At 59.8% G+C, this 25724-nt stretch carries 20 protein-coding genes; 5 read left to right on the top strand and 15 right to left on the bottom strand.

Going from position 1 to position 25724, the window contains the following annotated elements:
* Positions 1-443 precede the first annotated feature (443 nt).
* The 3 genes from sph to D8779_RS11925 all read right to left on the bottom strand — a co-directional run bounded on the left by sph (position 444) and on the right by D8779_RS11925 (position 2747).
* Positions 444-1958 carry a sphingomyelin phosphodiesterase gene (gene sph, locus D8779_RS11935; RefSeq protein ID WP_136664700.1) on the bottom strand — a complete coding sequence of 505 codons (1515 nt, stop codon included), beginning with the start codon at positions 1956-1958 and terminating at the stop codon, positions 444-446.
* Between the two features lie 133 nt (positions 1959-2091).
* Entirely contained in the window at positions 2092-2460 is a 369-nt protein-coding gene (locus D8779_RS11930) for an MmcQ/YjbR family DNA-binding protein (protein ID WP_136665153.1), read from the bottom strand.
* 8 nt (positions 2461-2468) lie between these two features.
* Positions 2469-2747: a peptidylprolyl isomerase gene (locus tag D8779_RS11925; protein WP_090253882.1), complete on the bottom strand. Its 279-nt coding sequence runs from the start codon at positions 2745-2747 to the stop codon at positions 2469-2471.
* A 143-nt stretch (positions 2748-2890) separates the two neighbouring features.
* On the opposite strand from D8779_RS11925, the gene D8779_RS11920 reads away from it, so the two are divergent.
* Complete coding sequence (locus D8779_RS11920; protein WP_205895817.1) at positions 2891-4123, top strand: PilT/PilU family type 4a pilus ATPase; 1233 nt, start codon at positions 2891-2893, stop codon at positions 4121-4123.
* A gap of 6 nt (positions 4124-4129) precedes the next feature.
* Here D8779_RS11920 and D8779_RS11915 read toward each other — a convergent pair whose 3' ends face one another.
* From D8779_RS11915 to D8779_RS11870, 10 genes are all read right to left on the bottom strand, one after another.
* A complete protein-coding gene (locus D8779_RS11915; RefSeq protein ID WP_136664699.1) occupies positions 4130-6085 on the bottom strand; it encodes an acetoacetate--CoA ligase in 1956 nt (651 codons plus the stop codon).
* Positions 6086-6311: 226 nt separating this feature from the next.
* Positions 6312-7214: a hydroxymethylglutaryl-CoA lyase gene (locus tag D8779_RS11910; RefSeq protein ID WP_136664698.1), complete on the bottom strand. Its 903-nt coding sequence runs from the start codon at positions 7212-7214 to the stop codon at positions 6312-6314.
* Between the two features lie 153 nt (positions 7215-7367).
* Positions 7368-9344: an acetyl/propionyl/methylcrotonyl-CoA carboxylase subunit alpha gene (locus D8779_RS11905; protein WP_136664697.1), complete on the bottom strand. Its 1977-nt coding sequence runs from the start codon at positions 9342-9344 to the stop codon at positions 7368-7370.
* 94 nt (positions 9345-9438) lie between these two features.
* A complete protein-coding gene (locus D8779_RS11900) occupies positions 9439-10230 on the bottom strand; it encodes a gamma-carboxygeranoyl-CoA hydratase (RefSeq protein WP_136665151.1) in 792 nt (263 codons plus the stop codon).
* Between the two features lie 99 nt (positions 10231-10329).
* Complete coding sequence (locus D8779_RS11895; protein ID WP_136664696.1) at positions 10330-11937, bottom strand: carboxyl transferase domain-containing protein; 1608 nt, start codon at positions 11935-11937, stop codon at positions 10330-10332.
* 99 nt (positions 11938-12036) lie between these two features.
* On the bottom strand, positions 12037-13200 hold the full coding sequence (locus D8779_RS11890; RefSeq protein WP_136664695.1) for an isovaleryl-CoA dehydrogenase: 1164 nt from the start codon (positions 13198-13200) through the stop codon (positions 12037-12039).
* A gap of 29 nt (positions 13201-13229) precedes the next feature.
* Complete coding sequence (locus D8779_RS11885) at positions 13230-13631, bottom strand: MerR family transcriptional regulator (RefSeq protein ID WP_136664694.1); 402 nt, start codon at positions 13629-13631, stop codon at positions 13230-13232.
* A gap of 201 nt (positions 13632-13832) precedes the next feature.
* Positions 13833-14177: a low molecular weight protein tyrosine phosphatase family protein gene (locus D8779_RS11880; protein WP_136664693.1), complete on the bottom strand. Its 345-nt coding sequence runs from the start codon at positions 14175-14177 to the stop codon at positions 13833-13835.
* A gap of 51 nt (positions 14178-14228) precedes the next feature.
* A complete protein-coding gene (locus D8779_RS11875) occupies positions 14229-14450 on the bottom strand; it encodes a hypothetical protein (RefSeq protein WP_136664692.1) in 222 nt (73 codons plus the stop codon).
* Positions 14451-14582: 132 nt separating this feature from the next.
* Positions 14583-15500 (bottom strand): LysR family transcriptional regulator, encoded by a 918-nt coding sequence (locus tag D8779_RS11870; RefSeq protein WP_136664691.1) that lies wholly within the window; start codon positions 15498-15500, stop codon positions 14583-14585.
* A 159-nt stretch (positions 15501-15659) separates the two neighbouring features.
* Here D8779_RS11870 and D8779_RS11865 point away from each other — a divergent pair, with 159 nt between their 5' ends.
* The gene (locus D8779_RS11865; RefSeq protein ID WP_136664690.1) at positions 15660-16889 is read left to right on the top strand and encodes an acyl-CoA dehydrogenase; all 1230 of its coding nucleotides are present in this window, start codon (positions 15660-15662) and stop codon (positions 16887-16889) included.
* A 64-nt stretch (positions 16890-16953) separates the two neighbouring features.
* Here D8779_RS11865 and D8779_RS11860 read toward each other — a convergent pair whose 3' ends face one another.
* Together D8779_RS11860 and xthA are read right to left on the bottom strand one after the other, a co-directional pair.
* Positions 16954-18336 carry a substrate-binding domain-containing protein gene (locus D8779_RS11860; protein WP_136664689.1) on the bottom strand — a complete coding sequence of 461 codons (1383 nt, stop codon included), beginning with the start codon at positions 18334-18336 and terminating at the stop codon, positions 16954-16956.
* 104 nt (positions 18337-18440) lie between these two features.
* Positions 18441-19256, bottom strand: a complete 816-nt coding sequence (xthA, locus tag D8779_RS11855; RefSeq protein ID WP_136664688.1) for an exodeoxyribonuclease III — start codon at positions 19254-19256, stop codon at positions 18441-18443.
* 143 nt (positions 19257-19399) lie between these two features.
* Between xthA and D8779_RS11850 the strand changes: the two genes are divergently transcribed.
* The 3 genes from D8779_RS11850 (at position 19400) to D8779_RS11840 (ending at position 25527) form a co-directional block, all read left to right on the top strand.
* The gene (locus D8779_RS11850; protein ID WP_136664687.1) at positions 19400-20041 is read left to right on the top strand and encodes a GNAT family N-acetyltransferase; all 642 of its coding nucleotides are present in this window, start codon (positions 19400-19402) and stop codon (positions 20039-20041) included.
* Positions 20042-20137: 96 nt separating this feature from the next.
* Positions 20138-21865 carry an autotransporter assembly complex protein TamA gene (locus D8779_RS11845; protein WP_136664686.1) on the top strand — a complete coding sequence of 576 codons (1728 nt, stop codon included), beginning with the start codon at positions 20138-20140 and terminating at the stop codon, positions 21863-21865.
* A complete protein-coding gene (locus tag D8779_RS11840) occupies positions 21862-25527 on the top strand; it encodes a translocation/assembly module TamB domain-containing protein (RefSeq protein WP_136664685.1) in 3666 nt (1221 codons plus the stop codon). Before D8779_RS11845 ends, D8779_RS11840 begins: the two co-directional genes overlap by 4 nt.
* Positions 25528-25724: the final 197 nt, after the last annotated feature.

The following is a 25724-nucleotide window of genomic DNA, read 5'->3' as shown; positions in this document are numbered from 1 at the left end:
GCGATTGTAGCGGTTTACGCCGGTAAAGGGCAGGGTATGGGACAGGCGGGGTTTCTATTCAAGGGGTTTAGCCGTTCTTCGGAACCATGCTTGTGCGTTGAGCTCGCTGACATGGAAGGTCGGAATTGGGGCGCTGGGAAGCCCACTCCGCCTCTCGGCACATTATTTGGGTGTTGCCAGGCGACTCAGCAACGGCACCAACACTAGTGCAATACCGGCCACAGCCGCATCTCTCAACGTCAGCCGGCGCGTGGAGCGTTCAAAAAGACGAAAGCCTAGGCGGTTGCAATGCCTTTGCTCACCGCCGAGCTTTTCAACCGCTCAGATGAGAACACACGGCAGCCTTGTATCGCGATGGGGACGCTGAGCAGCGTTAACCCAGCTGATCACTGAAGGCTGCGGGTGCAGTTTCAAGGCGGTTTATTCCAACCGCCTTCTGCCTATTAATAGTGCAGCTTGCTACTCCAGTCCGGGTAGTGCGCAGGGCGCTTAAGGTGCACGCGGAACTGTTCGGCGCTGGCAGGTGAGCTGCTCCACAGGTACAGATGCTCTTTCCAGCTGCCGGAAGCCCAGTTCTGCAGGTAGTAGTCACTGCCGCGCACGGTGTCACGGTCGCGCAGGCGGATGTTGTCACCATCCTTGAGGCAGCCGCTGTTGTTGGGCAGTTCGATACGTAGCTGGTTGGATGAGTCGCCTGCCTTCATGTAGTAGGCGTAGTTACCGCCGCCACCGCCCAGCCACCAGTTGAGCCAATAGCCGGGATGGCGACGAGATTCGACTTCAATGTAGTCGCCATCGCGGATGCAGAAACTTTCCGGGTGGTACCAGTTACGCAGACTGAACAGGCTTTCCGGTTCCAGCCCGCTGCCGTTGATCTTCACCCAGTCGTTGGCTTTGCTGCTGCCGGCGCGCAGGGTTTTGCCGGTGCTGGTGCTTTGCAAGACCACTTCGCCGTAGAGGTTTTGCTGCGGTTTGCTCGCGCGGGTTGGCGTCGTGCTGTCGGCGCGGCTAAAGCCGGCTACCGGCGAGTGATCGGAATAGTCCTGGAATTGCCAGGTCGCGCCCGCCAGGTTGACCGTCCAGCGCGGCGCCGGGGTATCCAGGACCTGGTTGTGCCAGAACGGCAGTTGCCGGTGGTTGCGCGAAACGAAGATGTAATCCAGATATTCCGGAGCATGGTTGGGGTATTGGTAGTTGGCGATACCGTTGCGCTGGGTATCAAAGGTGGTGTCGCTGCCGGCATAGCTGTCCGGTGCGTTGACCTGCAAACGGGCGAGCATGTCGTAGTACTCGCTGCTGTCCTTGATTACGTTGAAGTCGCCGCCAACAAACACCAGCTGATCGAGGGCAATGCCGCGCGCGTTGATGAAGTTCTGCAGTTCATCGAACTGGCTGGCCCGTACCGCCGTGCCTTTGCCATCCGGGCAGCCGGTATCCGCCGCCTGCGCATGGGTGCCGATGATATGCACGGCCTGTCCATTGCGATTGAGTTTGATGTAGACAAAGCCCTTGTTCGACAGGTAGTCCGCCCCACAACCCTGGCTATAGACATATTGCACGCGTTGCTCGATTGGCCAGCGGCTGACGATGGCTACGCCTCCGTCTTCTGGCGTGGTATCCGAATAGGCGCCCAGAGTGGCATCCCAGCCCGTGCGGCTACGGCCGAGCACAGGCGTCTGGAATGGGTATTGGCTTTTTAATCCATTGAGCAGGATGTTCGACGCCGGATTATCGAACAGCTCGTTGAGAATCACCGCATCCTGGCCTTGGATATACGCCGCCTCAGCGATCAACGCTGCGCGCTGTTGCTGGCCCCAACCCGGTTTTATCGTGCTGGGCAGCAGAAACACGTTATGTGCCAGCAGTTTGAACTGCTCATCCGGATTTGCCTGGGCAAAGGACGGGGCGGATAGGGCAAGCGTACTGAAACACAGCAGTGGCAGCAGGCAGCGATACATGGGGTGGCCTCCAGGTAGGGGAATGGCCAGTCTTCCAGTCACCGTTAACTACGAGAATGATCGAAAGGTGGGTGGGCTAGACCAGCGCCAGCGCAGTCTGCGTTGAGCGGGTTACATCGGCATGACGAGGTTGTTACGAATCTGCTGCTGGAGGGTCGAGTAACAGGGCCAGCTTCAGGCGTTTGGGTAGCTTGCTGACCACCAACTGATGGGAGCGTGTCAGCAGCGCTTGCAGTTCGTTATCACTTAGCGGGTAGGGCGCAGCCATGCTGACCCAGTGTGCGCGGGCCAGATAAGGCGCAGGGCGGATGCCTGGCCGGTCGCAGAAGCCAAGAAACAGATCGGCATCGACTTTGAATGCCAGGCCGTCGCGGCCGCTTAGGTGAAATAGCGCAAACATCTTGGTTTCGGCGACCGAGAACACCCGCACGCCACCCCATTTGATGTCTTCACGCGCGCCCGGCAGGTTCAGGCAGAACGTGGCGACCTGTTCAGCAGTCATCATGCTTGTTACTCGCGGTAGAAAACCTGCACGAGATGATAGCCAAATTGGCTTTTCACCGGCCCATGAACTTCGCGCACCGGTTTTTTGAAGATGACTTGGTCGATGGCGCGCACCATCTGCCCCGGACGCACCTCGCCGAGGTCGCCGCCTTTTTTACCAGACGGGCAGGTCGAGTATTTGCGCGCCAGCACATCAAACGCCTCACCGGCGGCAATGCGTTTTTTTAGCGCAGCGGCCTCTGCTTCGGTTTTAACCAGAATGTGGCGGGCCATTGCCTTTGCCATGACGCAGTCCTCGGTATGGTGAAGGGCTATTGTGCCAGTATTTTCAAACGCTTAGCGCCGGCCTTCAAGGCTTGGATATTTTCCCGGGAAGGCTGGTCGATTTTGGCCTAACGTAATACATCCAACTTGTGGGATAGCGCCTTATGGATCTCAACGCCATGCTGAAAATCCTGTCCAGTCAGGACGGGTCTGATCTTTACCTTTCGACTGGAGCACCGCCGTGCGCCAAGTTCAATGGCGTGCTCAAGGCGTTGAGTGCTGAACCGCTGAAAGCCGGCGAGGTGGCGGATATTGCAGACGCGGTGATGGATGTGGCGCAGCGTGAAGAGTTCGAGCGCGAGTTGGAGATGAACCTGGCTATTTCCATTGCTGGCGTCGGGCGCTTTCGTATCAATATCTTCAAGCAGCGCAACGAAGTGTCGATTGTGGCGCGCAATATCAAGTTGGACATCCCCAAGTTTGAAGACCTTAAACTCCCGCAGGTGCTGCTCAAGACGGTGATGGAAAAGCGCGGCCTGGTGCTGTTCGTTGGCGGCACGGGCTCGGGTAAATCGACCTCGCTGGCCGCGTTGATTGATTACCGTAACCGCAACAGCGGTGGTCATATCATCACCATCGAAGACCCGGTGGAGTATGTACACAAGCACAAAAAGTCGATCATCAACCAGCGTGAGGTGGGGGTGGACACCCGCAGTTTTCACGCTGCACTGAAGAACACCCTGCGCCAGGCCCCGGACGTGATTCTTATTGGGGAAATTCGCGACCGCGAGACCATGGAACATGCCCTGGCCTTTGCCGACACCGGCCACCTGGCAATTTCTACGCTACACGCCAACAACGCCAACCAGGCGCTGGACCGCATCATCAACTTCTTCCCGGAAGACCGACGCCCGCAACTGCTTAACGACCTGGGTAACAACCTCAAAGCGTTCGTCTCGCAGCGCCTGGTGAAAACCATCGACGGTAAACGCCGCGCGGCGGTTGAAGTACTGCTGGGCACGCCGACCATTCGCGACCTGATCAAACGCAACGAGTTTTCCGAGATCAAGGAGATCATGGAGAAATCGAAGAACCTCGGCATGCAAACCTTCGATCAAGCGCTGATCGACTTGGTCAACGATGGCTCGATTGACGAAGACGAAGCGGTGAAAAATGCCGACTCGGCAAACAACGTGCGATTGAAGCTCAAACTGTATCGCGACAATCCAGCTGCGCCGGTGCAGGCCGCTGCAGCCTCGGCACCCGCTCCAGCGGCTGCCGAGACACGGCCGACAACCCCAGCCGCTTCAGCGGGCGAGTGGGGGCTGGAGCTGACGCTGGAGGATATCGAAGAGGAGCCACTGCCGCCTGAAGACCCAGGGCGCAAAGGCATCTGAGTTTTATCAGTTTTGCAGTTGCACCAGGTCGCGATACAACTCCAGCGCCTGCGGGTTGGCCAGGGCGTCGGTGTTTTTCACCGGTTTGCCGTGCACCACGTTACGCACCGCCAGTTCGACGATCTTGCCGCTGATGGTGCGCGGTATATCGGTCACGGCGATGATCTTGGCCGGCACATGGCGGGGTGTGGTGTTGCTGCGAATGACCTGGCGAATCTGCGCCTGCAATTCGTCCGTAAGCTGCACACCATCACGCAGGCGTACAAACAGCACCACGCGCACATCGTCGTCCCATTCCTGGCCAATGGCGATGGACTCCAGCACGGCTTCGACCTTTTCCACCTGGCGATAAATTTCCGCTGTACCGATACGCACACCACCGGGGTTGAGCACCGCGTCAGAGCGGCCGTGAATCACCAGCCCGCCGTGCTGAGTAACCTCGGCATAGTCACCGTGGGCCCAGATACCGGGGAAGGTATCGAAATAGGCCGCCTGGAACTTGCTGCCGTCTGCATCCTTCCAGAAGCCCACCGGCATGCACGGAAAATGCTGCGCGCAGACCAGCTCGCCTTTCTCGCCGCTAACCGCTTGGCCGGTTTCGTTCCACACCTGCACATCCATGCCCAGGCCCTTGCATTGCAGCTCGCCGCGCCACACCGGTAGCACCGGGTTGCCCAAAGCAAAACAAGACACTATGTCGGTACCACCGGAGATCGACGACAGACAAACATCCGCTTTTATATCGCGGTAGACGTACTCGAAGCTCTCGTGGGACAGCGGTGAACCGGTCGAGAGGATGGCTTTCAGGCGCTGCAGCTTATGCGTACTGCCGGGCTTGGCGCCGGCTTTTTCCAGCGCCGCAATAAACTTGGCACTGGTGCCGAAGATGCTGATGTCCTCCGCGTCGATCAGATCAATCAAGCGCTCGGCGTCTGGATGAAAGGGCGAGCCGTCGAACAGCACCAGGGTCGCGCCCAAGGCCAGGCCTGAAACCAGCCAGTTCCACATCATCCAGCCGCAGGTGGTGTAGTAGAACAACGTGTCGTCAGCCGTCAGATCGGTGTGCAGGCCGAGTTCCTTGACGTGCTGCAGCAAGGTGCCGCCGGTGCCGTGAACGATGCATTTGGGCACGCCGGTGGTGCCGCTGGAATAGAGGATGTACAGCGGGTGATCGAACGCTACGGGCGTGAATTGGGGCTCGCCGCCCGCCTGGTAGAAGTCCTGCCACAGCGCGACTTTGGCCGTTGAATGGAAATCGGCGGCTTTGGCTTGGGCATTGGAATAGGGCACTACGAGTAGTTGTTCAAGCGTGGGCAGCCGCTCGATAATTTCATTGAGCTTGGCCGTCAGGTCCAGGTTCTTGCCGGCATAGCGGTAACCGGCAGCGGCGATCAGTACCTTGGGCTCGATCTGACCAAAACGGTCGATCACCCCCTGGGTGCCAAAATCCGGCGAACAGCTCGACCAGGTGGCGCCGAGGCTGCTGGCGGCCAGCATGCCGACCAGGGTTTGCCAGGTGTTGGGCATAAATGCGGCAACGCGGTCACCTATGCCAACGCCGGCTTGTTGCAGGCCTTTTTGCAGGCCGGCGACATGGGCGGCCAGTTCGGCGTAGCTCAGTTGTTCGCGTGAGCCGTCTTCGCCAATAGCGACCAAGGCAGGGTGGTTGTCACGACGGCGCAACAGGTGTTCGGCAAAGTTCAGCGTGGCGCCGGGAAACCAATTGGCGCTGGGCATGGCTGGGTCTTCACGCAATACAGCTTCGGCTTTGCCGCTGAAGCGAACCTCGAAGAACTCGACGATGGCCTGCCAGAACACCTCGCGCTGATCCACACTCCAGGCGTGCAGGGCTGGGTAATCGGCCAGTTGCAGATTGTGGCGCTGATTGACGAAACGCCGGAAGGCATCCATCCGCGTCGCTGCAATACGTTCGGCAGAAGGCGTCCATAGGGGCTGTTGCATCATGCTTCCTCAGTTCTTGTTATGCCGGCGCGATAAGCCGGCTTATTGCTGCAAGCCTAGCGGGTCGCCGGATGCGTGAATGGGCCTCGGCGGTGGCTTTGCTGGCACACCTGCCGCGCTGCTGTAGCCGGCGCGCACCGCTCTCGGGCAATCGGCAGCGTGCTTGAAGGCGGGGCTTTACAGTATGTAAAGAAAGCCTGACACCGCCCATGCCGCTGTGGGCTTGTTATTGGCTGGCCAGTTTGGCCCGTGCCACTCGCGAGCCGTTGGCTTTGTCCAGCACCGTGCAAATACGCTGGCCAGCGTCGATCAGCTTGTCCATATCAATGCCAGTGGCGATGCCCAAGCCATTGAGCAGATACAACACATCTTCAGTGGCGACGTTACCAGTTGCGCCTTTGGCGTAAGGGCAACCGCCCAAACCGGCGACCGAACTGTCGAATACGTTGATGCCTTCCTGCAGGCTGGCGTAAATATTGGTCAGGGCCTGGCCGTAGGTGTCGTGGAAATGCCCGGCCAGCAAGTTGCGTGGTACTTCACGGCCAACCACGTTAAATAGGTGACGGGTTGCACCTGCGGTGCCGGCACCGATGGTGTCGCCCAGCGAGACTTCGTAGCAACCCATCTTGTACAGCTCGCGAGCTACGCTGGCGACCTGCTCGGGCGGCACGCTGCCGTCATAGGGGCAACTCAGTACGCAAGAGACATAGCCACGCACGCGCACACCGTGCTGCTTGGCCGCGTCCATTAGCGGCACAAAACGTTCAAGGCTTTCGGCGATTGAGCAGTTGATGTTCTTTTGCGAGAAGGCCTCAGAAGCAGCAGCAAATACGGCGACTTCTTTTACCCCGGCCTCAAGCGCGGCCTCAAAGCCTCGCAGATTGGGGGCGAGGGCTGCGTAGGTAATGCCGGGTTGCTGTTGGATCTGCGCAAACACTTCGGCGCTGCCGGCCATCTGCGGCACCCACTTGGGCGAGACGAAGCTACCGACTTCGATATAACCCAGCCCAGCGGCGGACAGGTCATCGACCAAGCGCACTTTGTCGGCGACGCTGATCGGTTGTTTCTCGTTCTGCAAACCGTCGCGCGGGCCGACTTCGACCAGGCGCACTTGTTTGGGTAGGTTCATGGCTGCCTCGTTGTGCCTATTGATGGGTATCGTTGCGCTCAACCCATCCTACGTTGCAATGGTTTGATCTGGTGTCACTGGGCTGTGGGAGGGGCTTTAGCCGCGACATGCGATATACCGCTCGCGGCTAAAGCCCCTCCCACGGATCATCCTTTAAACAGCGTCATCCGATGTGTTTGCTTCGTCGAGTTCGACCAGCACCGCGCCTTCGCTGACCATCTCGCCTTCGTTGCAATACAGCGCCTTGATCGTTCCGGCATGGGCGGCGCGGATGCTGTGCTCCATCTTCATTGCTTCCAGCACCACCAGTGCGGTGCCGGCTTCGACCTGCTGACCGGTTTCGACCAGTACCCGCACGATGCTGCCGTTCATGGGGGCGGTAAGGCCGCCGTGCTGGCTGTGGCTGGCTTCGACTTCGGCGATGGGATCGAAACGCTGAATGCTGCGCAGTTCGCCGGCGTAGTGCAGATACAACGTATTCCCACGACGGATCGCCTGATGCTGCTGGCGCAAACCATCACAGGTCACCGACAGCGTTTCGCCGTGCAACTGCACCGTTGCGGCGGCCGCGTGACGCAGGCGCACCACCTGCCGTTCGCCTTGGCAGCTTAGATGCAGGTCGGTTTCTGCCGGTAAACCCAGGCGCAAGCCGTTGTTACTGGCCCACGGAGAGTGGTAGTCGTCATGGCGCTGCTGCGGCGCCTCGCTCTGCACGAAGGCATCGGCGGCTAACTGCCAGAACTCGGCAGGCAGTTCGCTCACTGGTGGCAGCAGTTGTGCTTCATGGCGCGGGATAAAGCCGGTGTCCAGTTCCGCTGCGGCAAAGGCCGGGTGGGCCAGTACGCGGGTGAGGAATGTCAGGTTGGTGCGCACGCCGCCCACGCAGGTTTCCTTGAGCATGGCCAGCAGGCGCAGGCGTGCCTCTTCGCGGTTTTCGCCCCAGGCGATCAGCTTGCCGAGCATAGGGTCGTAGAACGGCGAGACTTCATCGCCTTCACTGACGCCGCTGTCGACGCGCCGGCCTGGGCCCGCTGCTGCTTCGCGGTACAGCGCCAGGGTGCCGGTAGCCGGGAGAAAGTCGTTGTCCGGGTCTTCGGCGTACAGGCGCACTTCGATGGCGTGGCCTATCAGTGGTACTTGCTCTTGGCTGATCGGCAGTGCTTCGCCACGGGCTACGCGGATCTGCCAAGCGACGAGGTCAAGGCCGGTGATCAGTTCGGTGACCGGGTGCTCGACTTGCAGGCGGGTGTTCATCTCCATAAAGAAGAAGTCGCCGCGCTCATCCAGCAGGAACTCCACGGTGCCAGCGCCGACATAGCCGATGGCTTGCGCGGCTTTTACCGCGGCTTCGCCCATGGCGCGGCGCAGCTCAGGCGTAAGCCCCGGTGCGGGTGCTTCTTCGACCACTTTTTGGTGACGGCGTTGGATCGAACAGTCGCGCTCATTCAGGTACAGGCAGTTACCGTGGCTGTCGGCGAATACCTGGATTTCCACATGGCGTGGCTTGAGCACGTATTTCTCTACCAGCATGCGCGAGTCGCCAAACGACGACTGCGCTTCGCGCTGGGCCGAGGCCAGCGCTTCGGCCAGTTCGCTTTCGCGTTCAACCACCTTCATGCCCTTGCCGCCGCCACCTGCCGTGGCTTTGAGCAGTACGGGATAGCCGATACGCGCAGACGCGTCGCAGAAGGTTTGCGCATCCTGCGCTTCGCCGTGATAACCCGGCACCAGCGGTACGCCGGCGGCGTCCATCAAGGCTTTGGCGGCGGATTTGCTGCCCATGGCATCGATGGCTGAGGCAGGCGGGCCGAGAAAGATCAGCCCAGCGGCTTCAATGGCGCGGGCAAAGCCGGCGTTTTCCGAAAGAAAGCCATAGCCAGGGTGAATCGCTTGGGCGCCGCTGGCCTGGGCGGCGGCGATCAGCTTATCCACCAGCAGGTAACTGTCTGCCGGCTTGGCCCCGCCGAGGTTTACTGCCACATCGGCTTCGCGCACATGGCGCGCGTTTGCATCGATGGCGCTGTGTACCGCCACCGTACGAATGCCCATGGCTTTGGCCGTGTGCATCACCCGGCAGGCGATTTCGCCACGGTTGGCTACCAGCAATGTGTCGATAGGCTTGAGGCTCATGCGGATGGCTCCTGCCAGGCGGGCTTAGGTTTATCGAGCAGCTGGCCGCGCAGGGCGAAAATAACCACTGCGTCAAGGACGATGATCATGGTCATTACTCCTGCCAGCTCGGTTTGCGTTTATCCAGGAAAGCGCGCAGACCTTCCTGACCTTCCGCACTGACGCGGATACGGGCAATGGCGTTTTCGGTATAGCGGCGCAGGGCCGGGGTCAGTACGCCACTGCCGACTTCACGCAGCAGGTCTTTACTGGCCAGCATGGCCTGCGGGCTATTGAGCAGCAGGGTGGCGACCCAGTTTTCTACCTGGGTGTCGAGTTCGGTAGGCGGGTAGCTTTCGGCAAACAGGCCCAGCTCTTGCGCGCGTTCACCGCTAAAACGCTCGGCTGTTAGCGCGTATCGCCGCGCCGCGCGCTCGCCAATCGCTTGCACGACGAAGGGGCTGATTACAGCGGGCGCTAGACCGATGCGCACTTCCGACAGGCACAGCTGCGCATCGCTGGCGCCAATGGCCATATCGCAGCAGCTGATCAAGCCCAGCGCGCCGCCGAAGGCCGCACCTTGGACCACGGCCAGGGTCGGGATCTTCAACTGGTAAAGGTTGTGCATCAGCTCGGCCAGCTCGCGCGAGTCAGCCAGATTGGCGGTGTAGTCGAGTGTAGCGGCGTGTTGCATCCAGGCTAAATCAGCGCCAGCGGAGAAGTGCTTGCCGCGGCCACGCAGCAGCAGAAAGCGCAGGGACTTGTTGGCCATCACCGCATCGAGGGCGAGGATCAGTTCGCGAATCATCTCGGCGTTAAAGGCGTTGTTCTTGTCGGCGCGATTGAGCCATAGCGTGGCGAAGCCGCGTGGGTCTGTTTCGAGCTGGATGGTGGTGAAATCGGTCATGGAGTTCTGACTCAAAAGATTATCCAATTCTTGTGGGAGGGGCTTTAGCCGCGATTCTTTTCAACTTGTCGCGACTAAAGTCCCTCCCACATAGGCAGGTCACATGCGGAACACACCAAAGGTGGTCGGCTCGATTGGCGCGTTGAGGCTGGCGGACAGCGCCAGGCCCAGTACATCGCGAGTTTGCGCCGGGTCGATCACGCCGTCGTCCCACAGTCGGGCGCTGGAGTAGTAGGGGTGGCCCTGGCGCTCGTACTGCTCGAGGATCGGCTGCTTGAGCTTGGCCTCATCCTCTGCGGAGAACTCATGCCCGGCGCGGGCGGCTTGCTCGTGCTTAACCTGCACCAGCACGCCGGCAGCCTGTTCGGCGCCCATCACGCCGATGCGCGCATTCGGCCACATCCACAGAAAGCGTGGCTCAAAGGCGCGGCCGCACATGCCGTAGTTACCGGCGCCGAAGCTGCCACCGATGATCACGGTGAACTTCGGCACCTTGGCGCAGGCCACGGCGTTGACCAGCTTGGCGCCGTGCTTGGCGATGCCGCCGGCTTCGTACTTCTGCCCGACCATAAAGCCGGTGATGTTCTGTAGAAACAGCAGTGGAATGCCGCGCTGGCAGGCCAGCTCGATGAAGTGCGCGCCTTTTTGTGCCGATTCAGCGAACAAAATCCCGTTATTGGCGAGGATCGCCACCGGATAGCCGTGGATATGTGCAAAACCGCAGACCAGGGTTGCGCCAAACAGCGCTTTGAATTCATCGAACACGCTACCGTCAACGGTGCGGGCGATTACTTCACGCACATCGAACGGCTGCTTGGCGTCGGCCGGGATCACTCCGTACAGCTCGTCACCGTTGTACAGCGGGTTGATCGGCGCGCGCTTGTTGAGTACGCCGAGCTTGCACCAGTTCAAATTGCTGATGCTGCGCCGCGCCAATGCCAGGGCGTGTTCATCGTTGTCGGCGTAATGGTCGGCCACGCCTGAGGTTTTACAGTGCACATCGGCGCCGCCGAGGTCTTCGGCGCTGACCACTTCGCCAGTCGCCGCTTTTACCAGCGGCGGGCCGGCGAGGAAGATGGTGGCCTGGTTGCGCACCATGATCGCTTCATCAGCCATGGCCGGCACGTAAGCGCCGCCCGCGGTGCAAGAGCCCATGACCACGGCGATTTGCGGAATGCCCATGGCGCTCATGTTGGCCTGATTGAAGAAGATGCGACCGAAGTGTTCGCGATCCGGGAATACTTCATCTTGGCGCGGCAGGTTGGCGCCGCCGGAGTCGACCAGGTAGATGCACGGCAGGCGATTCTGCTGAGCGATGGTTTGCGCACGCAGGTGCTTTTTCACCGTCAGCGGGTAGTAGCTGCCGCCTTTTACCGTGGCGTCGTTGGCCACGATCATGCATTCGACGCCTTCAACCCGGCCAATGCCCGCCACCACGCCGGCTGCTGGTACGTCTTCGCCATACACCTCGTAGGCGGCTAACTGGCCGATTTCGAGGAAGGGCGAGCCGGCATCGAGCAGGCGGTTGATACGCTCGCGGGGCAGCAACTTGCCGCGTGAGGTGTGGCGTTCCTGGGCCTTGGCCCCGCCGCCTTCGTGAACGCGGGCGAGCAGGGCGCGCAAGTCGTTCACCTGGGTGAGCATCGCGGCGGTGTTGGCAGCGAACTCCGGCGAACGGGTATTAATCTGGGTGTGCAGGATGGCCATTGAGTTGGCTCCGGTTCAGTCCGTAGGGTGGATGGCGCTTTGTCCATCCACCGGCTCTGGTGGAAAACGCTTCGCGGTTTTCCACCCTACGAGTTAGTGCTATTTGGTTTCGTTGAACAGCTCGCGACCGATCAGCATGCGGCGAATTTCGCTGGTGCCAGCGCCAATCTCATACAGCTTGGCGTCACGCAGCAGGCGGCCCGCCGGGTATTCGTTGGTATAGCCGTTACCACCGAGGATCTGGATGGTATCTAGGGCCATTTTGGTGGCCATTTCGGCGGTGTAGAGGATCACCGCAGCGGCGTCTTTGCGCGATTCTTCGCCGCGATCGCAGGCCTTGGCCACGTTGTACAGGTAGGACTTGGACGCGTTCATCCCGGCGTACATGTCGGCCAGCTTGCCTTGGATCAGCTGGAACTCGCCGATCGACTGGCCGAACTGGCGGCGCTCGTGCACGTAGGGCACGACCACATCCATACAGGCCTGCATGATCCCGGTCGGGCCGCCGGAGAGCACGGTGCGCTCAAAATCCAGGCCGCTCATCAGCACGGCCACGCCACGGCCTTCGGCTCCGAGGATATTTTCCGCCGGCACCTCACAATCCTGAAACACCAGTTCGCAGGTGTTGGAGCCGCGCATGCCCAGCTTGTCAAGCTTCTGGTGGCGGGAGAAACCTTTGGCGTCGCGTTCGACGATAAAGGCGGTCATGCCTTTGGAACCGGCGGCGACGTCAGTCTTGGCGTAGATCACGTAGGTGTGGGCATCCGGACCGTTGGTGATCCACATCTTGTTGCCGTTAAGCACGTAGTGATCGCCTTTGCGGTCAGCGCGCAGTTTCATCGACACCACGTCGGAGCCAGCATTAGGCTCACTCATCGCCAGGGCACCAATGTGCTCGCCGGAGCAGAGCTTGGGCAGGTACTTGGCTTTTTGCTCAGGTGTGCCGTTCTTGTGGATCTGGTTCAGACACAGGTTGGAGTGAGCACCGTAGGACAGACCGACCGAGGCCGAGGCGCGGCTGATCTCTTCCATGGCCACCACGTGGGCCAGGTAGCCCATGTTGGTGCCGCCGTATTCTTCGGCGACGGTCATGCCGAGCAGGCCCATGTCGCCGAACTTGCGCCACATGTCCATGGGGAACTCGTTGTCGCGGTCGATCTGCGCGGCACGTGGAGCCAGTTCGCCTTGGGCGAACTGACGCACCGCGTCACGCAGCATGTCGATGGTCTCGCCGAGGCCGAAGTTGAGGGACGGATAGCTCATGGTTCCACCTGTATTAATTGTTCTTAGGTTTAAGAGGTAAACACTTGTTTTTTATCGGTTTCGGATAAGGCTGCGAGGCAGCGCTCCTCGGCGGTATCGAGCTCAAGCTGCATCTGTTCGATGTCCAGAAGCTGCTGCTGCAATTGCGCACGACGCTCGGCGATCTTGCTCATAAAGGTGTGTAGCTGCTTGTGATTGCCGTGCACGGGGTCGTACAGCTCAATCAGCTCTTTGCATTCGGCTAGGGAGAAACCGATGCGCTTGCCGCGCAGGATCAGCTTGAGGGTGACCTTGTCCTTGGCGGTGTAAATACGCTCAAGGCCACGCCGCTCAGGGCTGAGCATCTGTTGTTCTTCATAGAAGCGGATGGCGCGAGTGGTGATATCCAACTCGCGGGCCAGTTCAGAAATGGAGTAGGTGATGACAGACATGCGCAACGCTCTTGCTTACCTTTACGTTAACGTAAAGCTGCGAGCCCATTTAGTCAACTCACTTAATTAAGCACCGAGTGAGGGGGATTTCTAGCGGGGCATGATCACTTTAAAAACAGTTGCTTAGCGCTTTTAGCTCAACACGCCATGAAGTGTTGAGCCGAGAATACAAGCGAAAGCTGGCTGACCAGGGATAAGCGGTTAGCTGGCGGGCTGTTGTATAGGCAAATAGCGCAGTACCCGTGTGTTTAGCAGGTCAATCAGCGCCGGATCCATAAACGCGTAATCGTCGGCGATATCCAGGCAGACGATGCGCTTGCTACCCAACTGAGCTTTGAACTTGCGGGTGAGTTTGCTGCGATGAATCCGTTGCATCACCAGAATCAGGTCCGCCCAGGCCAATAGCTCTGGGCAGACCGGCGTGTCAGCGTCGTGATTGACGCCGGACGATGCGGTTTCCACGCCAGGCCAGTCAGCGAACAACTGTTCGGCGGTCGGGCTGCGCAGGCGGTTCTTGGCGCAGATAAATAGCAGTTTAAGTGGCAAACAATCGTCCCTGATCGGTCCCGAGCTAAGCGCTTGGGGTAAACGGAAGGCCTAAGGCTTTCTGCCGGCAAAGCCGAACAGCAAACCGCCGGCGAGTATGGCGCCGATACCCGCCCAAACTGGCACGTTGACTCTTTCCTTCTCCTGCACCGAGAGTTCGATCGGGCCGAGCTTCACTGCGGTGGTGTCCTTGGTGTAACTGAAGCCGCCATACAGCAGCCCTAATAGGCCTGCCACGATCAGGGCGATGGAGATAATCCGGATTGAATTCATGCTGTGTTCCTCGTGCGGCACCTGAGCTCATCGCCAGCGGTTTCAAAGGCAGGGCCGTCCAGGTCATTGAAGCATAGTGCTGGCCTCTAGCAGGCGATTTACTTGCTCACAAATAGCGTGGCGCATTCGCCGTTAGGCTTTCTTTTCCTGAGCCGTGGCTTGCTGAGATATTTCGATGATCTGCTCGCGCATCCAACGGTTGGCCGGGTCTTGGTCGGTGCTTTCGTGCCAGTACAGATGGGTTTCCAGCGGTGTCATGTCCTTAATCGGCAGCTCCACATAATGCAGGTCGTTACGCCGGGCAAAGCGCTCAGGCACGGTCATGGCCATGTCGGTGCCTTGCAGCACGGTGGTGGCCATCAAGTAATGCTGCGAGCGCAGGGCGATCTTGCGCTGAATACCCATGCGACCCAGTGCCAGGTCGACATGACCTAAGCCGCTACGACGGCTGGAAATATGGATATGGGTCAGGCCCATGTATTCGTCCAGGCTAAGTTTGTCCTTGGCCATGGGGTGACCACGGCGCATGGCGCAGACGTAGCGATCTTCCATCAGCTTAACGTGGCGCACCTGCGGATCGGTGTTGAGCGGTGCATCCACGGCAAAATCCAATCGACCGGCGGCCAGTTCCTTGGTGGTTTCACGGCGGCGCGCCAACATGCTTTCAATATTCACGTTCGGCGCCATGCGGCGCAGACGTTGAAACAGTGGCGGCAAAACGATGGCCTCGGTGAGGTCAGTCATGCTGATGCGAAAGGTTTTGTTGGCTTGGGCAGGGTTGAAGATGCGGCTTTCCTGCACCGAGATGCGCAGCTGCTGCAGGGCATTGCGTACCGGGCTGATGATGTTCTGCGCCATCGGTGTGGGCACCATGCCTTGAGCGGTACGCACGAACAGCGGGTCATTAAAGGTTTCGCGCAGGCGCGCGAGGGCGTTAGACACTGCGGGCTGGGTAATGCCGACGATCTGCCCTGCGCGGGTCAGATTAGCTTCAGTGTAGATGGCATCGAAGACGACAAACAGGTTGAGATCGACCTTGTTGAGATTCATTACACGCTCGCTCCGCAGGTTGTCGGTATTAGTGAATCATATATCGGTGATGAATGTTTATACACGGTGAGAATAGATTAGATAAATCTTAATCCCTGCTCTAGCATCATTTGCACCTCACCGAATTCCCTAAAAATCAGCGTCAGAAGGTAGCCATCCATGGATTTCGCCTACTCCCCCAAGGTTCAGCAACTGCGTGAACGCGTCACTGCGTTTATGGAAACCCATGTCTACCCAGCGGAAGCTGTGTTTGAACAGCAGGTCAACCAAGGCGACCGTTGGCAGCCGACTGCGGTCATGGAAGAGCTGAAAGCCAAGGCTAAAGCCGAAGGTCTGTGGAACCTGTTTCTGCCAGATTCCGAGCTGGGTGCTGGTTTGACCAACAGCGAGTACGCGCCGCTGGCCGAAATCATGGGCAGCTCGCTGATCGGCCCAGAGCCGTTCAATTGCGCAGCGCCCGACACCGGCAATATGGAAGTGCTGGTGCGTTATGCCAATGAGGCGCAGAAAGAGAAATGGCTCAAGCCGTTGCTGGACGGCACCATTCGTTCGGCTTTTGCCATGACTGAGCCGGGCGTTGCGTCCTCCGATGCCACCAATATGGAAGCCAGCGCCGTGCGCGAGGGTGATGAGTGGGTGATCAACGGCCGTAAGTGGTGGACTTCCGGCGCGTGCGATCCACGCTGCAAGATCATGATCTTTATGGGCCTGACCAACCCCGATGCACCACGCCATGCCCAGCATTCGATGATTCTGGTGCCAATGGACACGCCTGGGGTGAAAGTACTGCGTCCGTTGCCCGTATTCGGTTACGACGACGCACCGCATGGCCATGCCGAAGTGCTGTTCGAGAACGTGCGAGTGCCTTACGACAGCGTGTTACTGGGTGAGGGCCGTGGCTTCGAGATCGCTCAGGGCCGCCTTGGCCCAGGCCGAATTCATCACTGCATGCGCTCCATTGGCATGGCTGAGCGCGCGTTGAAACTGATGTGCGAACGCTCGATCAACCGCACTGCCTTCGGCAAGCCGCTGGCGCGTCTGGGTGGCAATATCGACCTGATCGCCGACTCGCGTATGGAGATCAACATGGCGCGCCTGTTGACCCTCAACGCGGCCTATATGATGGACACCGTCGGCAACAAAGTCGCTGCCAGTGAAATCGCCCAGATCAAGGTGGTCGCACCGAACGTGGCACTCAAGGTGATCGACCGGGCTATCCAGATTCACGGTGGTGCTGGGGTCTCTAACGACTTCCCGCTGGCCTACTGGTACGCCATGCAGCGCACCTTGCGCTTGGCCGACGGCCCGGACGAAGTACACCGCGCGGCCATCGGCAAGTTCGAGATCGGTAAGTACGTCTCGAAAGAAGTGATGAACGCCAGCCGCTAAAGCGCCGGCTTACTACAGCACAAGGCCCGCGATAGCGGGCCTTGTGCATTCTGGCGCTACGTCATCAGTACACCCAGACTTCCACTCGGCGGTTCTTGATCCGCCCGTCATCGGCGCTGTTGGTGGCCACCGGCAGTTCGTCGCCAAGGCCGATGATCTCGCGGAAGATCACGCCTTGCTTGCTTAGCTCACGGCGCACGGCCATGGCGCGTAGCTTGGACAGCAGTTCGGCACGGGCTGGATCGGTCTTGGCGTCGCCAAAGCCGACCAGCACCACCTTATTGCGCAACTTATCCTGGGCATTCAGGTAACTCATCAGTCGTTTGATGTCGCGCAAGGCTTTGTTATCAAGGTTGGCACTGCCTTCCTGGAAGCGAAAATTCACCGACAGGCGTTGTGCAGCCTTGGCGAGAGCTTGGTAACGCGGCGGCATGTCCGGATTCTGCGCGATTGTTACCGCCTGCACGGTCTGCGCGATAAAACCGTTCTGGTCGACAATCGCCTGGCCACGCGGGCTGTGGGCGAACTTCACCAGGGCGCGGGCCCACGGATTATTCAAGTCCGGTTGGTTGTACAAAAACAGTCGGCGTGACAGCGGATAGTCTTCGGTGGCGATCAGGGTCAGGCTTGGCAGCATGGGCTGCGACTCGCCGGCGGCAATTGCCACGGCTTTGGCCTGGCGAATATAGGGCAGACCGATAAAGCCGATGCCGTTAGGGTCCTGACTGACCAAGTCGGAAAGTTTTTCGCTGGACTCAAAACGCTTGGCGCCAGGGGCCAGAGCTTTGCCGTTGGCACTGAGCACCAGCTCCTTAAAGGTGTCGTAGGTGCCGGATTTGTCATCACGTGCGTACAAGGTGATGGCGCCGGCTGGTGCACCAAGCTGTGCCCAGTCGGTAATTTCGCCCGCAAATATTTGCGCCAGTTGCACGGTGCTTAACGCGGAGAGGGGGTTGCCTGGGTGCAGGATGATAGCCAGACCATCGAGGGCGATAATCTGCTCGGCGCTGGCGCTTTTAAGATCACCCAGCGCTTGCAGGCTGGCGGCTTCGCTGTCTTTGATCGGTCGTGACGAAGCGGCCAATTCGGCGCTGCCATCGGCCAGTGCAGTAAAGCCGGTGCCCGAACCGTGGGCGGCTACCTCAATGCTCACCGTACGACCATCGGCGCTCTTACCAATGATCCTCTGCTCGTTTTCGGCTGCGCCGGCTTCAATACGAATCGCACTCAGGCCTTGTTCTTCCAACAAGCCCTTGACCAAGGCCGGACCTAGCCGCGCACCGATGGTATTGGAGCCCTGAATACGCAACACGCTGCTGTCGTCATAAGGGATGGGCAGCGCAGCGAACACAGACCAGGGCAAGGCATAGCAAATAGAACCCAGCAGCAGGAAGCTAAAGGCACGGGTCCAGGTTTCACGATCAGAAGCAGAGCGGGCGCGCAGCATGCGGCAAACACCTTGTATGGGTGAGTGAAAGTGCCGCGACGATAAGACAAAAAAGTGACTGCAATATGACAGTCACTTATACGGATGAGGTTTCTATTCCGGGCTTACTGGCCAAGCTGAAGCCAAATAGGCGCATGATCCGAGGGTTTTTCCATGCCGCGCAAATCGTAATCGACCCCCGCCTCTTTGATACGGGCCTGCAGCGCTTGTGACGTGAGGATCACGTCAATACGCAGCCCGCGTTTCGGTTCATCCTCGAAGCCACGGCTGCGGTAATCAAACCAACTGAAACGGTCATTCACCTGCGGATAGAGCTGGCGAAAGCTGTCGACCAGGCCCCAGCTTTTCAGAGTGGCTAGCCACTCACGCTCTTCCGGCAGGAAGCTGCACTTACCGGTTTTTAGCCAGCGCAGGCGGTTCGGTTCACCGATGCCAATATCAATGTCCTCGGTTGAGATGTTGATATCACCCATCACCACCAGCGCTTGTTCGGGGCTGAACTGGCTTAGCAGCAATTGCTGCAAGTCGGCGTAAAAGCGCTGCTTGGCCGGGAACTTGGTCGGATGGTCGCGGCTTTCACCCTGGGGGAAGTAGCCATTCATCACCGTGACTGGGTTGCCCTGGGCATCGGCGAAGGTGCCGTAAATAAAGCGCCGTTGGGCGTCCTCGGCATCACCGGGGAAGCCTTTGTGCAGGCTTAGCGGCTCCTGGCGCGAGAGCAGGGCGACGCCGTAATGGCCTTTCTGGCCGTGGTAATACACGTGGTAACCGAGCTTACGGATTTCCGCTTCGGGGAACTGCTCGTCTGAGACTTTGGTTTCTTGCAGGCCGATGACATCGGGTTGGTGCTTATCGATCAGCGCTGCCAATTGGTGTGGGCGTGCACGCAGGCCATTGATATTGAAGGAAACGATCTTCATGGGCGGCAGTCCTGACTGAGGCGTTGGATAGCCCGTGATGCTAGCCGATTAGACCGCGCGCCGACCAGCCTGTGGCGGCTACCGGGCGGCGGTGCTAACGTGGCGCAAGGCTCGATAAACCAATAAAAACAGAGGTCAGCCCTATGCCCAACAGCCCCGCTGAAGTTCGTATGCTTGATGGCGGTTATGCCCGTGAAGCGCGCTCTCTGCTGTATCACGCCTATCGTCATGACCCGACCTTTGCCTACCTGTTTGAAGCCGAGCGGCCAGGTTACGACCAGCGCGTGCGCGCCACAGTGCGTGAGCTGGTGCAGCAGCACTTTTCTGAAGACCTGCCGGGTATCGGCCTGCTGATTGATGACCGTCTGGTGGGCATGGCATTGATCGCACCGCCGCAACGGCGTATGGACATCACCGAAAGCTGGGGCTGGCGCATGCGCATGCTGCTGACCACCGGTTTTCGATGCACCAAACGCTATCTGGAGTATCACGATGCGGTGATCGCCTGCCTGCCGCCTGGGCCTTACCACGTGTTACCGCTGCTGGGCGTGCACCCGGAGTACCAGGGCAAGCATCTGGGCGAACAGCTGCTGGAGGCGTTGCACAACTGGTGTGCCGAAGATGCCAGCTCACAAGGCGTGGTACTCGATACCGGCAACGCGCATTACTTGGACTTCTACAAGCGTCAGGGCTATGAAGAAATCGGCGAAGTGGCCATCGGCCCGATCATCGAGCACGTATTTTTTCACCCCAACCCTCAAACCGCGATCAAGGCCAGCGCCTGATCGCTGCGCGCTCGGTGTGGCGGGTACACATCGAGTCGCAACTCATCCACGGCTAGGCGCTCTAAATCGGCCACGAGCTCGTGCTAGCATCGCCACATGTCAGTATTTTTCAACCTGTTCAGCGGGCTATTGCTGCTTCTATTGAGTGCTACGGCCCTGGCCGAAGCACAGTTGCGCGTGCGCGTTGAACCGTCCAATAACGCGCTAAAAAGCAATATTGAGGGCCATATCGGTAATTTGGGTGAGCGTGATGGCGAAGCCCTGCAACGCTTTCGCCGAGTGGCCGAGAGCCAGGCGGAAAAAGCCGCTCAGGCACTGGGCTACTACCAGGCGCAGATCAGCAGCGAAATTCGTGAAGGCGCCACACCGCGTTTGACCGTGCGTGTTCAGCCTGGCGAGCCCGTGCGCCTGCGTCATGTGCTGGTGCGCGTCGAAGGCCCTGCCGCGCAGTTACGCGATTTTCGTACCCCCAGTGACCCGCAGCTGCGCAGCGGGGCACAGCTCAATCACGGCCGCTACGATGCGGCCAAGCGCGAAATTCAGAACCAGGCGTCGCGTTATGGTTTCTTCGCCGGGCGCTTTAGCCGTCAACAACTGACTATCGACCCCGCAGCCGGGCTTGCCGATATCGAGCTGGTCTATCTCAGTGGGCCGCGCTATCAACTGGGTAAGGTCAGTTTTCTCGGTGACGCACCGTTTGATAAAGAGTTACTGCAGCGCATGGTGCCGTTCCCCGCAGATACGCCCTATGACTCGGCACTGATTGCCGAGTTGTACCAGGCGCTGCGTTCCAGCGGTTATTTCGAATCGGTGCAGGTGGATGCCAACCCCGGCAGCGCGGCCGCCGAACAGATTCCGGTGCAGGTTCAGCTGCAGGCGCGCAAGCCGCGCAGCATGGGCTTGGGGTTGGGCTTTTCGACCGATGTAGGCCCGCGCGGACGGGCTAACTGGACACGGCACTGGGCCAATCCACAGGGGCATAGCTATGGCGCCGAGTTTGAGCTGTCGGCGCCACGGCAGAATGTCGGTCTGTGGTACGACGTGCCGCTTGATCCACCACTCACCGATAAACTGCGGATTGCCGGCGGCTATCAGGCCGAAGATCTGGCCGATACCGACAGCAGCAGCCGCTTGCTGACCGTCGGCCCGGAATGGCACAGCAAGCTCGACAGCGGCTGGCAGCGGGTGCTGTCACTGAAGTGGCGGCATGAGCAATACGAGCTCGGCGATGACGCCGGCACCAGCACGCTGTTGATGCCCGGCATCAGCTATTCCTACTTACGCAGCGACAATCAAATTGACCCCAACCAGGGTTATCGCCTGCAGCTCGATCTGTCTGGCGCGGCCGAAGGGTTGTTGTCCGATGCCAATGTGCTGCACGGCTCTATTCAGCTCAAAGGGCTGACAACCTTGTTCGAACACCATCGTTTACTGGGGCGTGTACAGGTGGGTGGTACTGAATCTGATGGTTTTGCTCAGGTGCCGCCGTCGCTGCGTTTCTTTGCCGGTGGCGACCAGAGCGTGCGCGGTTATGACTACCAGAGCCTGTCGCCGGAAAACCGCGCCGGCGACAAAATTGGCGGGCGTTATCTGTTTACCAGCAGTCTGGAATACCAATACAGCCTCACCGAGCGCTGGCGCCTGGCGAGCTTCTTCGATCAGGGTAATACCTTCGACTCGTTGGAAATTCCCTCGCTGAAAAGCGCAGTGGGCGTTGGCGTGCGCTGGGTGTCGCCGCTGGGGCCGCTGCGCCTCGACCTGGCGCATCCGCTGGATGATCAGGGCGGTGTGCGTCTGCATTTCTCCATGGGGCCGGAACTGTGAAGCGCGGGCTGCGTTATGGGCTGTTCAGTCTGCTTGGGCTGTTGTTTGCACTGGCTATCAGCCTAAGCCTGCTGCTAGGCACCCAAGGCGGTAGCCGCTGGTTATTAGCGCAGGTGCCAGGTTTGCAGGTAGATGACTTCAATGGCCGCCTGGGCGGCAGTTGGAGCGCACAGCAGCTGCGCTGGCAACAGGGCGATGACAGTGTTCTGCTGATGACACCTAGCATGGATTGGTCGCCAACCTGCCTGCTGCGTCTGACTCTGTGTATCGAGCAGCTGCACAGCGGGCCGATCAGCCTGATATTCCCCGATGATGGCCAGCCCAGCAACGAGCCGTTCAGTCTGCCGGACCTGAGCCTGCCGTTGGCACTGCAATTTGGGCAGGTGCAGATCGACAGCCTGCAGCTTAATAGTGTCGAGCAGTTGCAAGGCTTGCAACTGGCCGCGCGCTGGACGGCGCAGGGCATTCAGATCGACAACCTCAGCCTGCACACTGCTGATCTGCAGTTGGCGCTCCAGGGTCAGCTGCAAACCGTTGGCAACTGGCCGCTGCGGCTGAGCGGGGAACTGCAATTACCAGCACCCGAACAGCAGGCCTGGCCGCTGGCGTTGCAGCTTGAAGGCGAACTGCGTGAGCGGGTGCAGATCACGGCCCGCAGCAGCGGCTACCTGAGCGGCGAACTAAGCGGCTGGTTACACCCCTTAGCCGAGCACCTGCCCGCGCAACTGCGTTTACAGGTCGCCGCCTTCAAAGCCAGCGCCGAGCTGCCAGATAGCCTGAGCCTTGAGCAGCTTGAGCTAAATGCGCAAGGCGACTTGCAGGCCGGCTATCAGGTCATCGGCAGTGCCAAACTGCCGGCAACCGAGGGGCCAATTGCCTTGGCGTTGGCGGGGTTGCTCAAGGCCGACGGCGCAACGATCAGCAACCTGAGCCTGACCGCCAGCCCCGAGCAGCAGGTACAACTGAGCGGCGAGTTGGACTGGCAGCAGGGCCTGAGCCTGGACAGCCGCTTTAACTGGCAGAACTTTCCCTGGCAGCGGCTATATCCCTTGGCGCAACCCTCGCCTGTGGTGCTGCAAACGCTCAAAGGCGAGCTGGCCTATCAGGATGGTAATTACCTCGGCCATTTCGCCGCCGAGTTGGATGGCCCAGCTGGCGCCTTTAGCCTGCAGAGCCCGCTGAGTGGTGACCTGCAGAAGCTGTATTTACCCGAGCTGCGCCTGCAAGCCGGCCAGGGTCGTGCCGAAGGTCAGGTGAGCCTGGGGTTTGCCGAGCAACTGAGCTGGGATGTGCGATTGCAGTTGAGTCAGCTTGACCCGGCTTACTGGCTGGCCGAGTTACCTGGCAGTCTGGCCGGTCCGTTAAACAGCTCTGGCAGCCTGATCAATCAGCAACTCAACCTTAACGCCGATATCGACCTCGCCGGCCGTTTGCGCGGGCAACCGGCCAAGTTACAGGCGAAGTTTGCCGGTGGCCTGGAGCAGGGCGAATTGAGTGCGCTGGATGTGCGCCTGGGTGATAACCGCATCAGCGGCCAAGCTACGCTGCGTCAACAGCTGAACGGCCAGTTGCTGCTGGCGATGCCGCGACTGGGTCAGCTTTGGCCAGGCTTGCAAGGCCAGCTTAATGGCCAGTTGGATCTGGCCGGCAACCTGCAAGCCCCCCAAGGTCAGCTGCAACTGCAAGGCCAACGCCTGGCCTTTGACGACCAGCGCCTGCAACAGCTCACACTCGACGCCAGCCTGAACAGCGCTCAACGTGGCCAGTTAACCTTGGAGGCACAGGGCATTCAGCTCGGTGAAACCAACCTGGGCCGCCTCACCGCCAATGCCGCCGGTAACCTGCAACAACAAAGCTTCGAATTGCAGCTGCAAGGCCCCTTGCTGCAAAGCCAGCTGGCCCTGGCCGGCAAATTGGACAAAGGCAACTGGCGCGGCAGCCTGAGCCGTGGCGAGGTGCAAAGCGGTGGCCAGGATTGGCGCCTGCAACAGCCGGCCACGCTGGTGCGGCTGGCCAATGGGCAGCTTAACCTGGGTGCGCATTGCTGGCGCTCTGGTGATGCCAGCCTGTGTGGCACGCAGCAGCGCCTGCTGCCGCACCCCAAGCTGGACTACCAGCTGAGCAACTTCCCTATGGACAGCCTGGCGCAGTGGTGGCCTAAAGACTTCGCCTGGCAGGGCCAGCTTAACGGTCGGCTGCAGCTGGATCTGCCGGCCAGCGGGCCGAATGGCAGCCTGGAGCTGGATGCCGGCAGCGGCATCTGGCGCATCCGTGATCAGCAACAGTGGCTGGAGTTTGCCTACGACAGCCTGCGCCTGAGTACCCAACTGCGCCCGCAGCGTATCGACAGCCTGCTGGAGTTACACGGCCCAGCCATTGGCGAGCTGTCACTTCAGGCTCAGCTAGATCCACGCCCAGCAAGCAAGCCGCTGTCCGGCAACTTCCGTCTGAATGGCTTGGACCTGGCCTTGGCCCGCCCGTTTGTACCGAGGGTCGAGCGTATCGCCGGGCAGTTGAATGGCTCCGGCACTTTGTCAGGTGGGCTGCTAGCGCCGCAGATCAAGGGCAGCCTGCGCGTGCAGGGTGGCGCAATAAGCGGTGGCGAGCTGCCGATGACTATCGAGCAGCTGCAACTGCAGGCGAAAATTGAAGGTGAGCAGCTGCAGCTGGAGGCTGATTGGCGCAGCGGTGAGCAGGGCCAGGGCAGCCTGAACGGCCAAGTAAGTTGGACCGATGGATTGCAAGCGGATATGCAACTGCGCGGCAGTCGCTTGCCCGTCACGGTGGAGCCCTACGCCGCATTGGAAGTCGCGCCGGATCTACGCCTGAGTGCGCGTAATGAGCAGCTTTCGGTGACCGGCAAGGTGCTGATCCCCAGCGGTTCGATCAGCGTGCGTGAGCTGCCGCCCTCAACGGTGCAGATTTCTAGCGACGCTCAGGTGGTCGGCCAAACCAGCGAGCAGCAACAGGCCACAGCAATCGCCATGGATGTCGAGGTGGATGTCGGCCAGCAGCGCCTGACCTTCAGTGGCTTCGGTCTGAACGCGGAGGTTCAAGGGCGTGTGCATATCGGCAATGACCTGGACACCCGTGGTGAGTTGAACCTGAACAAAGGGCGCTTTCGTGCCTATGGCCAGCGTCTTGATGTGCGGCGCGCGCGGTTGTTGTTCGCCGGGCCCATCGATCAGCCGTTTCTCGATATCGAAGCCGTGCGTCAGGTCGACGACGTGACTGCCGGCCTACGCTTGAGCGGTAATGCGGCGCAACCCACCAGCACGGTGTTTTCCGAGCCAGCCATGAGTCAGGAACAGGCGCTGTCCTATTTGGTCATGGGCCGTCCGCTGGGGCAGGGGGGCGATAACAACATGCTAGCTCAGGCGGCACTGGCGTTGGGCATGGCGAACACTGCACCACGGGTTAACAGCCTTGCTCAGGGTATAGGCATCCGTGATTTTCAGCTCGACACCCAAGGCTCAGGAGCTGCCACGCAAGTGGTGGCCAGCGGCAACCTGTCTGAGCGTTTGAGCCTGCGCTACGGCGTGGGCGTATTCGAGCCGGCGAATACCGTTGCTTTACGCTACGAATTGAGCCGACGCCTCTATCTTGAAGCCGCCAGCGGTCTGGCCAGTTCGCTGGATTTATTCTATCGGCGCGATTTCTAGGCCATGTTTCTGCGGGGCAGCGCTGGATTAACCTACTTAATTCGCGTTTAAATTGCGGCCATCGCTCAAAACGTCTGAGCGTTTAAATCTAAACAGTGAAAACCCCTATCACAGTCTTCATATACTGACCGCCGCTGACCACTGGGCAGTTATTGTGCTGGCTGGTATAGCCCGATCCACTGTTTGCAGACGTGCTG

Origin of the sequence: Pseudomonas leptonychotis (assembly GCF_004920405.1) — a bacterium.
GTDB lineage: Bacteria > Pseudomonadota > Gammaproteobacteria > Pseudomonadales > Pseudomonadaceae > Aquipseudomonas > Aquipseudomonas leptonychotis.
Note: the sequence above shows the minus strand (reverse complement) of the source record. Positions and strands in the feature narration are given on the sequence as shown.